Raw genomic sequence first — 10978 nt, 5'->3', positions numbered from 1 at the left:
GGTTGGCCAGTGTGGCCAACCGGGGCGCTCAGTCACAAAAAGCGATGCGCCGAGACGGAACCGAACCCCCACGGGCCCCGAGGGAGGCACTTCCCCGGGGCCCGTGACGATGGCGTCGTCCCGCTCAACGACCCCGTCATCGTGAGGTCACGCGACGGCCGGGCAGACGCCCTGGCGGCGCGGTCGGCGGCGATCGGCTGCGCGGTCTGGGCAACCCGCTGGTGTCCGGCTCGCCTGCCGCCGAACGCGCGGTCTTTTTCGTGGAGTTGACGGACGAGGAGTTCGAAGTACTCAAGGCCCGGCACAAGGAGCCTCGCCAAACTCCATGAGGACGAGGCCGCGCCCGGGCTGAGGGATGCTCTCATCGACACCGTCAGCGGACAGCACTCGCAACCGCTTTCACGCCGGCGAGGTGTCATCGACAGATGATCGGACGGCTCGAATGGGTCATCTCTGGTCACCGGTACGCTGGTTCCATGCCGGGGGAACAGTCGCACGACGCAGCAGACCGCGATCTTCCGGATCCGGCCGGAGCGGTTGATCTGTCAGGGTTCATCGCGTTGTTGGATGAGCTGCGGGTGGAGGTGGGGAAGCCGTCGTATCGGACGCTGGCCCGTCGTGTCGGCCCGCTGATGCGGCCACCTCGCGCGGTGAGCCAGTCCACGGTCGGGGAGGTCTTCCAGTTGCGCAGGCGGCGGCTGGACCTGGACCTGCTGGTCGCGGTCGTCCAGGCGTTGGGGCTGGACGAGGCGACAGTCAACGGCTGGCGCCAGGCGTATCTGCGTATTCAGCGGGACGCGAAGGCCAGCGGCCCGGCGGGAGTGTTCCGTCAACTCCCGGCCGACCTGTCCACGTTCACCGGCCGCAGGGCGGAACTCCGCGCTCTTTTCCTGGCGGTCGACGACGCGCCGGGGCCGACGCCGACGGTGGTGGTCTCGGCCATCGAGGGTATGGCGGGCATCGGGAAGACCCGCCTTGCTGTGCGCGCGGCGCATGAACTGGTCCGCGCGGGCCGGTTCGCCGACGTGCAGTTGTTCGTGAACCTGCGCGGATTCGACCCGGACCGCCCGCCGGTGCATCCGTCCGCGGTGCTGGACGCATTCCTGCGGCAACTCGGCGTTCCGGCCCAGGCGATACCGGACAGCCTCGATGACCGAGCAGCAATGTTCCGGAACCACCTGCACGGCAAGGATGCGCTGATCGTGCTGGACAACGCCGCCGGCGAGGATCAGGTCAGGGACCTGATCCCGGCGAGCCCGTCGTGCCTGGTGCTGATCACCAGTCGCCGGAGCCTGACCGGGCTGGCCGACGCCGTCCCTTGCCAGCTCGGCCTGTTCCGCCAGGACGAGGCGCTGGACCTGCTGGCCCGGATCGTCGGCGAAGAGCGGACGCGGGCCGAGCCGCAGGCTGCCGCGGACGTCGTCAGACTGTGCGGCCACCTGCCGCTGGCCGTGGCGCTGGCGGGCGGCCAGCTGCGGCGGCGTCCCACCTGGCGGCTCGCCGACCTCGCCGACCGGCTGGAGTCCGCGGGCCTCGACGCGGTGGAGCCGGCCGGCGCGGGGGGCGCGACGCACGGCGTCCGGTCCCTGTTCGAGTTGTCCCTGCGCGCGCTCCCGAAGGCCGCCCAGCGGGTGTTCTGCCGGGCGGCGCTGTTCCCCGGTTCGAGCTTCACCGCCGCGGCGATGGCTGCGGCCGCCGACCTGGAGCCGGCCGAGGCGGAGTCCGTGCTGGAACGCCTGGTGGACGAATACCTGCTGGAGCCCAGGACGGCAGGCCGGTACGAACTGCACGATCTGCTGCGTCTGCTCGCTGCGGAGTTCGCCGAGACGCTCGACGCAGGCGAGGCCGCCGACGCCCGCCGGGCTGCGGAGATCCGGCTCGGCGAGTTCTACGTGGCGGCCACGGCTGCGGCGATGAGTGTGCTGTTTCCGCACGCGAAGCACCGGAACTTCGAGATCTTCGAGTCGGTGACCCCGCCGCCGACGTTCACCGGCACCGCGCACGCGCAGTCCTGGCTGGATGCCGAGCACCGCAACATCCTCGGCCTCGCGGTCGCCGGTGTGGCCGATCCGGTGCCGACGTCCATCCTGTTGTGGCAGCACCTTCAGAACACCGGCCGGTACCTCGAAGCGCTGGAGCTGAACACGGCGGCGCTGGCGGCCGTGCCCGGCCACGACACACGGCGGCAGGCGCAGATCCTCAATCAGCTCGGCATCTCCCACGAGAACCTGGGCCACTTCGCTCAAGCGCTCGACCTCCATGAACGGTCAGCGGCGCTCTACCGCGAGATCGGCGACCACCGCGGGGAATCGGTAGCGTTGGCGAACATCGCGGTCCTCCACTTCGACCACGGTGACGTCGCCGCGGCGTTGGCAGTCGCCGAACGGGCCCTCGCCATCATGCGCGAGCGCGGCGACGGCTGGCGGGAAAGTACCGTTCTCGGGAACATCGGCGGATACCTCGACCACCTTGGCCGGCACGCCGAAGCGATCGAGGTGCTGGAACAGGCGATCACAGTCACCCAGGAGAACGGCAACACCGACGCGCACATCGTCGCAGCCTGCAACCTGGGCCAGGTCCACATTCACTGCGGTGACTTCCCTCGCGCGCTGACCGTACTCACCGACGCTCTCGCCCTGTCCCGCAAGCGCAGGAAGCGCAACACCGAAGGGGAGAACCTCGTACTGATCGGCCTCGCTCACGCCGGATCCGGCGACCTTGAACTCGGCCTGGCGACGATCGAGCAGGGTCTCGAGATCGCCAAGGACAGCGGACCGCACAACGAGGCCACTGCCCTCACGGCGCTGGGCGATGTGTGCCGACAGGTCGGCGATCTCGACGGTGCGCGCAAGCACTACCGCAACGCGCTCGCGATCGTCGACCGGTTCCGCATCCACCCCAACAGCCCGCTCCGCAAGGGCCTGGCGGCAGGTATGGCGGCGCTGTCGGCAACCGGGTCCGGATCACTGACGTCCATGGTGAGGCCGCTGAAGTGATCGACCGTCTGCCATCCCCGGCGCCGGCCACATCTTGACCGACTCGTTCGAGAGCCTTGCCGTCGAGCCCGGTGACCGGACTTGACCGGAAAACGGGACTTCACCCGGCGTCCTTGCGCAGCATGGCCGTGCCGCTCAGCGCAAAGCTGACCCAAGCGGCAACGCGACGTCAGACCTCACAGGGGGATCCCAATGCGCCTTCGCGCTCTTGGCCGCAAAATGACCTACACAACCGCCGCCCTCGCTATCGCCGCAGGCCTCGGCATCGCCAGTACCGGGACCGCCAGTGCCGTCCCCGCCAGTGGCTGCGGCAGCACCACCAGGCCGATGATGGTCAGCCACCCGCTCACGCTGAGCACGATCAACAACATCGGCGACGACCTCGGCATTCTCTACCTGGGCTACTTCCCCGACTGCCGCGGCGTCTACGCGGAGATCCACTGGAACAGCCCCGAAGACCGCAACCCGATGAGCGGCGCGACGTGGCTGGACGCCCATGTCGAGGGCCGCGTCTACCTGGAGGACGAGAACAGCAAGATGTTCGGCTACGTGCCCTTCAACATGACGGCCAACGGCTCCTACACCACCTCGCAGATCGTGACCATCGACAAGGACCCGAACGGCAACAACTACGCCGCGCCCAAGGCCTTCTACCCCCGCGTCGACCTGAATGTCGCCCAGATCGACCAGGCAGGCGGCCTGAACTACGGCCCCCACCCCTGCTACATCTCCGGCAACAGCCACACCTTCAGCGACGGCGGATGGCAGAACAACGCCGGCGGAGGCTACTGCGCCTGACAGACGTCGCGCCCGCCGGGGGTGGGGGCCGATGCCGGTAGTGCCCGGCCTAAGTCTCCCGGCGCGGGGTGCTGGTCGCGGTCGGCGGCGTCGACGGCGAGCTGTACGTCAACGGCCGCGCGGCTCGGCTGCGTGAGGATCTGCCGGACATCCCTCGTCGAACAGCGCGGCGGCCAGCCCCATCCGGTCCATCACGCGGTGTGCGCAGGGCGAGCGCATCGGTGAAGGGGGTCCTCGTGTCGGTCCGAATCCCTTGGGCCTGCCGCCCGGCTTCGCTGCTGCCGGGTCTGGAGGTACGACGCGAGAGTGTCCAGAGCCATGCCGGTGCGCTGGCAGTACGCGGCGATCAGCATGGACGCCATGTCCATCGCGTCGGAGGCGTCCGTGGCGCGGATCAGCGTCATGCGCTTCCAGTCGCGTGCGATGTCCGGCTCGGTGTAGCGCAGCACCTCCTGGCAGTTCATGACCGCTTCGGAGACGAGCTGGTGAACCGCCTGCCGCAAGGGCTCAGGCATCTGGGTATCTTCCATGGGCCGCACGGCAGAGGCGCCGTCAACATCACCCAGTTGCGGGTCAACCGGTTCGAGGGCGCGAAGCTCCTCGGCCCCGTCGACCCTGCGGCCATGGCCCGGGTGGGCCAGGCCCTGCGCGCCGTCCAAGACCTGTAGGCCCACGACCAAACACGGCGCCCGCCCCGGGGCAGCGTCCTCGGGGCGAGCGCCGTCGTTGTCCCGTCAGGCTACGGCCCACTCCAGACCGAGGCCGGCGAGCGCGGCACACCGTGCTCTACGACCCGCGCGGCCTGATCGAGGCCGAACTCCCCCTGGACCGCGCCCCGCACGAGGCACTCGTCACCGCCGTCCTCGCGTGGAAGAGCCCGGACCTGGAACCCCGCGACTACGAGCAGATCGCCCTCCAACTGACCGGGCACGCCCGCGCTGTGGCCGCCGACGTCCGGCGCCACGCCGCCGCCCTACCCAAGAGCGACGGCCGCGGCGCCCTCGCCGAAGTCGTCCTCCGCGAAGCCGACAGATGCCTGTCCGTCCCGCTGGAGGGCACCGCCCGCTGCGTCCAGAACCGCGCCCGCCTCGTACGGGCGCTCTACACGCGGCTGGACCCCTCACCGAACCCGTCCCGGCCGCTCCGTAGCCCGCGGTGGTGTCCTGCGCGGCCGCCTGCGCGAGGGGCTGCAGGTCGCGTCCCACCATTGTGGAACTCCACGTAATTCCCCATCGGCAGCGTCAGGTTCCCCAGCCAAACGTTCGAGCGCGGCAATGGGGTCGCTGTGTTCTCACCCGAATAATCCTGGGACGGCCTGCGGCGGCCTCCGTATCTTGGCGCCATGACGGACGAAGCAGAGCCGAGGCTCAATCTGAACCGCTGGGGCGACACATCGGACCCGGCCCCGGAGCAACGGGGGCCCCGCCAGGACGCGTGCTCGTGCTTCGATCAGTCCAGGCCGCATCCGCGAGCCCGAGTCGGATTTCACTCCGAGCGGCAGGACCCCTCAGCTCCGGGCTGGCGCCGCCTGCTGGAGCTGATCGACGAGGCCGCCGACGACGGGCGCGAAGAGTTCCGCCCCCTGACCGAGCTCAGTCCGGAAGAGCGGCGGCAGATCATCACCCTGCCACCGAGCATCGCCCAGCTGACGGCGGTCAAGCACCTTGTGCTCTACAGCAGCAATCTGGTCCGGATCCCGCCCGAGATCGGAGCCATGACCAACCTGGAAGAGTTCACCCCCTACACCTCCTACCGGCTGCACTGGTTCCCCTACGAGATCACCCGGTGCCGGAAGCTGACCCGCAGCACGGTGAGCACGCGCGCATTGTTCGGCAACTACAAGTTGCGACCGCCGTTCCCACAGCTACAGCCTTCCCTCAACTCCGTCGCGGACCTCGATCCGGGAAACCTGGATCCTCGGCACTGGGGCGTCACCGCCATCCACAGCTGCAGTGTCTGCGCCCGTCCGATCGAACAGAGCGCACTCCATCAGGTGTGGATCTCACTGCGTGTGGCCACTGACGTACTGCCCCTGCTGGTCAGCGCCTGCTCGGCGGCGTGTGTCGCCACCCTGCCCGGCGGTGCTCGTGACTACATCCCCACACCCCACAAGGGCGGACGGGTCGACCAGCCGGCATCCGGCTGGGACTGACCAACCGAACCTCACCCTCCGGTCAGTCGCGAAACGACCACGATGGTGTGACGACGGGTCGAACGTCTGGGTGGGGAAGTGTCGGCGGCGGCTGAATCTGGGCTCTTCCAAGATTTCCGTGAAGCCGATCATGGGGCTGGCACGGTCGTGACTCTGTGTTGTCGGCGGTCGGCGGCGACGAGGAGAACTCGCTTGCGGAGCAAGGGATGTCCGGCACGACCCGCCATCTGCCGCTTCAGGAACTTGATATCCGTGACTCTGCCCTCGACACAGCCGGAGCTCCACTGGGTGCTCAGGCCGAGGGTGACCGCGTCGAGATCCTTCACGAGGCCGTCGGCGAAGTTGCGCAGTCCGTGGCTCTCGTCCGTGCGAGCGTTGGCGATCCACTGGGACAGTCGCTCCGCGCTGCGGGCGGCCATCATGGCAGCGAAGGACCGCACATGTCCGGTGGCGGCCTCCAACTCCGGGCAGCGGGCCAGGATTTCCTTGAGCTTTTGCCGGTCGTCCTCGCTCACGCGGTCGGGGCGGCGGGTGATCCAGCCGGTCACCTTGCGCACACCCGGGGGCTTCGGCAGGGGTGGGTCGCCCGGGGTGCGGCGGAACCGTTGCAGGTAGTCGCGGACAGCGGAGTAGGAGCCGGTGAAGCCGCGTTCGCGGAGCTCGGCGTGGAGCTTGACGGCGACGGTGTGGCCTTCACACCATCGTTGGTGGAGGTAGGGCTTGTGGGGGTCCAGGATGCTGGGGAGGTTCTGCCAGCGGCCGGTGGCGAGTTCCTCCCAGGTGGCAGCCCGGGCATAGCGCCGCACGGTGTTCACGGCCAGACCCAGTTGGCGGGAGACCGCGCGGATACCCATCCCCTGGCCGAGGAGGTCGTGCACGGCCGTGTGATGCCGTTCGACCCGGGCGGCCAGACGGCCCGCGTGGGAGACGGGCGGGCGCACGACGTCGGGTGCCGTCCCCGGGGCAGGAGCGGGGTCACACAGGCAGGCTTGGTGTCGGCTGACCAGGCGTTGCACCGCCTCGGCGAGGTTGTGCCAGATGTGCCACAAGTCCGCCACCTGGACAGCATCCGGCGCTCCGGTGCGGCCGCCGTCGGCATAACAGCCGCCACGGTCACGGCAAATGATCTCCACGCCGGGGTGCTCGGTGAGCCAGGTGGCGAACGAGGCGGCCTCCCGCTCGGGCAGCAGGTCGACCGGGGCACGGTGTGGCGGAGCATTGATCTTCAGGGGGCTTGGTCCTTCGGGTCTGGTGTCCCGTCTTTGAGGGTGGGACTCGGGATGGCTGGAGCGGCTGCGTTTAGGCGTGCTGGGCGTGGCTTGGGGTGTGTTCGGTTTGGTTGTTCGGGTGCTTGGCCTGCGGTCCGGTAGTCGTGTGGGAATGATCTTGGGTTTCCCGTCGATGTTGTGGTGCGTCTATAGGCGGCTGCGCTCTTTGGGGGGTTGGGTTCCGGATGATGCTGGCCAGTGGCGTGTGTGGGTGAGGAAGGTCCGGAGGGGATCGTTCGCGTTGCTCGCCAGGCGGGGCAGTCCGAGTCGGTGGGCGATGAGGCTGAGGGCGTCATCGGTAGTGCGGTGTGGCTGATGGGGGAGGGCGGCGAGTGTGCGGGCGAGGGTGACGGTCTCCGGATAGATCACCAGGTCGCGGGCCAGGAGTGCGGGGGATGCGCTGCTCGTGGTGGTCAAGTGGGTGTTGGCCGCGATCAGCTGGTTGAGGCGGATGTGCCAGCGGTGGGTGAGGTGTCGCTGGTGGTCGTACCAGCGGGTGGTGATGGCGCGTGCCGCGGTCCACGCGGTGCTGGCGCGTGGGTGCCGTAGGAGGCGTTGGTGGGCGAGGTGGGCGGCGGCGAGTTCGGGCACGCCTTGGGTGTGGATGGGGGTGGTGAGTCGTGGGTCGGGGGCGGCTTGCTGGTGCCGCGGGCACACCAGCCGGTACGGCGGCCAATGAATCCAGGCGGTGTCGGTGGTGCCGTGGCTGCGGTGGCGGGTGCACTGGGTGCAGGCGCGGACGGGCTGCTGCTCGGCCTCGAGCCGTTTCCAGCGCGCGGCCGCCTCGGTGCCGTGGGCGGCGTCGTTGGGGGCGAGGCGGGGCAGGGCGCGTGTCAGGTGGGGGAGTGGGATGCGGGCCAGGGCGGCGAGGTGGTGGCAGGCGGCGGGGCTGAGGTGGAGTTCAACGGTCGGTGGCGTGCCATAGCCGGTCAGGGTGATGCCGGCGCCGTCCAGGAGTTGGGGAAGCGCCAGCTGGTAGGTGTCGGCCAGGCGTTGCACATAGGAGGCGGTCGCTTCGCCGGTCAGCGGCCGTACGCGGAGCACGCCCTGTGCCGCTGACGGGATCCGCAGCCACCCCCCTGCGGTGACGACGTTGGGCTGCGCGGGGACGCTCGCGGCTCGGGCACGGGCCGTGACGTCTGTCCGGCTCACGGGATGCTGGTATTCCGGCGCCGGGGCCGGGTGCGGGGTTGGTAGTGCTGTTCGGCGAGGTGGTCAAGACGGATGGCGTCGAGGGTGGTTCTGGTGATGCGTTCGGTGCCGTCGATCAGCGCGGTGATGGCGGCCTGGCGGATGAGGCGTGCGAGGCTGCCGATGCGGCCGGCGGTGCGCTCGTGAAGGTAGGGGGCCAGCCGGGGGAGGGCCCCGGGCCGATGATGGCGCAGGTCGAGCGCGCCTTCCATGGCGGTGATGAGGTCGCGGAAGGGCTCTTCGTCGCCGAGGCGGGCGGGGAAGGCGGTGCAGTCGATGAGAGAGGCGCGTCCGGCGAGCTGCGCGCCGCGCACCCCGGTGAACAGGGGTGTGGTGGTGACGTCGATGCCGGCGTAGATGAAGGTTGCGCCGATGCGTTCGGTGAGGTCCTTGATCAGGTCGGCGCTCTGGGCGCCGGTGGTGGTGCGGGGGTTGAGCCGGTGGATCTCGTCGATCATCACCAGCTGTACTCGGGTGGCGGTGTAGGTGTGGCAGACGGCGTTGGTGATCTGGGCCTGGGACATGCCGGCGGTGACGGGGATGCCGAGGTAGCGGGCGAACTCGATGGCGAGGGTCTTGGCGCTGGCGGCGGGTGGGACCAGGACATAGGCGACCGGTACCTGGCCGGCCACCGCCGCAGCGCCGTGGCGGCGGGTGTGGGCGAGGTGGCAGGCGCGTCCGACCTGGAGCAGGGCGGTGGTTTTCCCGGCGCCGGCGGGGCCGGTGACGATCAGCGACGGTCGTGCGGTGGCGGCCTGGTGGCGGCCGAGGATCATCAGGGTGCGCACGTTCTTGGCGAGCGCATCGATGGCAGGTGTCGTCGCCCACTTTTTCTGCGCTGTTCTGGGGTTCGTGCGCTGGGATTTCGCAGTTCTTCTGGGTGGTCTCTGTGGGGTGTGGGTGCTTCGGAGGGCTGGTGTGAACAGGACGGTGGCTGCTTGACCTGCGGGTGTGTTGTGGGTGTTCAGGTTGGCTGAGCGTGGTGCTGTTGCAGTGGGCCGCTACTTGGGGTGTGGTTCTGTGGAGTGGTGCGGCTGTGTTTGTGTGTTGCTGCGGCGGGTGATCGGGTCGATTCCGGGGCGGGCTGGATCGGCGGCTGAGGCAGCGCCGAGGCTTGTGAGCTGGTCTCTCCAGTGGGCTCGCCATTGTGTGCGTGTGGTGTCGTCGGCCAGTGCTGCGTCTACTGGTGTGCTCTTGTCGAAAGGCCACGGGGGGTTGGTGCCGGAGCCCAGGCAGAGTCGGGCGAGGAATGAGCGGCGTACGAGGTCGCGCATGCGGTCGACGGCGAAGGCGAGGGCGACGCCGAACATGGCACCGTCGGGGACGGTGGAGACGGACGTGATGATCTTGCCGAGGGTTTTTTGCGGGATGCTGCCGCCGTGGACCAGGCGGGAGCGCAGCTCGTAGAGCTGGGTGATGTCGCTGAAGATTGATGTCCCGGTGTCCGTCGTGGTGGCCAGCAGTGCAGCGGCCCGGTTCTTGAGCCGGAGTGAGAGGCCTTCGCCTTTGTCGTCTCCGGTGAGGACGGCCTCAAGGGCGGTGGCGAGGTCGACGATGCGTTCGAAGTGGTCGCCTTCTTCGTGGGCGCGGTTGTACCGGTACAGGGCCGTGTCGAAGGACGTTGCCGCCATGCCGTCGCGTTTGATGACCGCCGCGTCGATGAAGTCGCTGAGCGCGGCGAAGGCCGGAGCGTCGTCGGTGGAGAGTTGCACGACGCGCTCGAGGAGGGAGCCCAGTTGCATGGGGTTGAACGTCCGTGGCTGCGGGCGGATTTCGGCCACGAGGGTGGAGGCGCCGGTGATCTCCCAACCGGATTGATGCGACCCCGCGTGCAGCAGTCGAGCGAGCAGCAGGAAACGGTTGATCGTCGAGGATGCCCGACGCCCGGACTCGTATGGGTTGTCGCCTTGCGGCACGGCGGCAGTGGAGACGAGGAGTGCGTGGGGCGGCGCGTAGATGAAGGGAAGCTCTCCGCCGAATGCGGTCGGAATGGCCGGGATCAGCTGCTGCGCTCGCTCGACGAGGTCGCGAGTGTCGGTCTCCCGGTAGATGGTGACCTCGCCGATCTGAACGGGTTCTTCCCCCGTGGTGGTGATGTGGGTGACGGCGCGGCAGCACTGCAGGGTGTACTCGTCGCTGTTGAGGACGTCGATCAGTTCGTCGGCGGATCTGGCCACGGCGGGGCTGTCGGCTTCGAACACGCCGTCGTTGAGCGCGCACCGCGCGATGGCAGCCTCGAGGAACCTGAAGACGTAGTGCTTTGCGAACTCGGCGTGGTGTCTTTTCAACGGCTCCGCGAACCGCCCGGGATAAGCCTGCTCCAGGGCCGACTCCAGTTCCTGGAACTCGGGTTGGTGCATGAGGTCCGGGCCTGCGTAGTCGCGGCCGACGTGGACGAAAGGCTGGAAGACGGAGGCTGGGATAACGCGCTGCTGGGCCAGGATCGGGAACGCTGCGCCGATGAACGTGTGTGCAAGGGCCAAGGCCGGGAAGTTAAGGATCTTCTGGTCGGTGTCGAGCGTGTCGGGTCAGCAGGCGAGGGCGTAGGTGGCGGGGCCGGTCTTGTGGATCAG

At 68.9% G+C, this 10978-nt stretch carries 9 protein-coding genes; 4 read left to right on the top strand and 5 right to left on the bottom strand.

Annotated elements, in window-relative coordinates; genetic code table 11:
- The first annotated feature begins 476 nt into the window (after window positions 1–476).
- Together AB0N07_RS48085 and AB0N07_RS48080 are read left to right on the top strand one after the other, a co-directional pair.
- The gene (locus AB0N07_RS48085) at window positions 477–2996 is read left to right on the top strand and encodes a tetratricopeptide repeat protein (RefSeq protein ID WP_365846873.1); all 2520 of its coding nucleotides are present in this window, start codon (window positions 477–479) and stop codon (window positions 2994–2996) included.
- Between the two features lie 219 nt (window positions 2997–3215).
- Window positions 3216–3794 (top strand): hypothetical protein, encoded by a 579-nt coding sequence (locus tag AB0N07_RS48080; RefSeq protein WP_365846871.1) that lies wholly within the window; start codon window positions 3216–3218, stop codon window positions 3792–3794.
- Window positions 3795–3985: 191 nt separating this feature from the next.
- Here AB0N07_RS48080 and AB0N07_RS48075 read toward each other — a convergent pair whose 3' ends face one another.
- On the bottom strand, window positions 3986–4309 hold the full coding sequence (locus AB0N07_RS48075) for a hypothetical protein (RefSeq protein WP_365846869.1): 324 nt from the start codon (window positions 4307–4309) through the stop codon (window positions 3986–3988).
- A gap of 266 nt (window positions 4310–4575) precedes the next feature.
- On the opposite strand from AB0N07_RS48075, the gene AB0N07_RS48070 reads away from it, so the two are divergent.
- Window positions 4576–5019 carry a restriction endonuclease gene (locus AB0N07_RS48070; protein WP_365846867.1) on the top strand — a complete coding sequence of 148 codons (444 nt, stop codon included), beginning with the start codon at window positions 4576–4578 and terminating at the stop codon, window positions 5017–5019.
- 117 nt (window positions 5020–5136) lie between these two features.
- Window positions 5137–5946 carry a leucine-rich repeat domain-containing protein gene (locus tag AB0N07_RS48065; protein WP_365846865.1) on the top strand — a complete coding sequence of 270 codons (810 nt, stop codon included), beginning with the start codon at window positions 5137–5139 and terminating at the stop codon, window positions 5944–5946.
- A 128-nt stretch (window positions 5947–6074) separates the two neighbouring features.
- Here AB0N07_RS48065 and AB0N07_RS48060 read toward each other — a convergent pair whose 3' ends face one another.
- The 4 genes from AB0N07_RS48060 to AB0N07_RS48045 all read right to left on the bottom strand — a co-directional run bounded on the left by AB0N07_RS48060 (window position 6075) and on the right by AB0N07_RS48045 (window position 10888).
- Entirely contained in the window at window positions 6075–7004 is a 930-nt protein-coding gene (locus tag AB0N07_RS48060; protein WP_365846863.1) for a transposase, read from the bottom strand.
- A gap of 357 nt (window positions 7005–7361) precedes the next feature.
- Window positions 7362–8366 (bottom strand): TniQ family protein, encoded by a 1005-nt coding sequence (locus AB0N07_RS48055; RefSeq protein ID WP_365846861.1) that lies wholly within the window; start codon window positions 8364–8366, stop codon window positions 7362–7364.
- Window positions 8363–9214, bottom strand: coding sequence for an ATP-binding protein (locus AB0N07_RS48050; RefSeq protein ID WP_365846875.1), 852 nt, complete (start codon window positions 9212–9214; stop codon window positions 8363–8365). The genes AB0N07_RS48055 and AB0N07_RS48050 overlap by 4 nt, the downstream gene beginning before the upstream one ends.
- A 192-nt stretch (window positions 9215–9406) precedes the next feature.
- On the bottom strand, window positions 9407–10888 hold the full coding sequence (locus AB0N07_RS48045) for a hypothetical protein (RefSeq protein WP_365846859.1): 1482 nt from the start codon (window positions 10886–10888) through the stop codon (window positions 9407–9409).
- Between the last annotated feature and the right edge of the window lie 90 nt (window positions 10889–10978).

Source organism: Streptomyces sp. NPDC051172, assembly GCF_040682555.1.
In the GTDB taxonomy this organism is placed as follows: Bacteria; Actinomycetota; Actinomycetes; order Streptomycetales; family Streptomycetaceae; genus Streptomyces.
This window is presented reverse-complemented; position numbering and strand designations above follow the sequence as displayed.

Bases quoted from the DNA above. Each gene is read 5' to 3' on its own strand.
- AB0N07_RS48085 (WP_365846873.1), top strand. From the start codon at position 477: ATGCCGGGGGAACAGTCGCACGACGCAGCAGACCGCGATCTTCCGGAT.
- AB0N07_RS48075 (WP_365846869.1), bottom strand. From the start codon at position 4,309: ATGCCTGAGCCCTTGCGGCAGGCGGTTCACCAGCTCGTCTCCGAAGCG.
- AB0N07_RS48065 (WP_365846865.1), top strand. From the start codon at position 5,137: ATGACGGACGAAGCAGAGCCGAGGCTCAATCTGAACCGCTGGGGCGAC.
- AB0N07_RS48080 (WP_365846871.1), top strand. From the start codon at position 3,216: ATGACCTACACAACCGCCGCCCTCGCTATCGCCGCAGGCCTCGGCATC.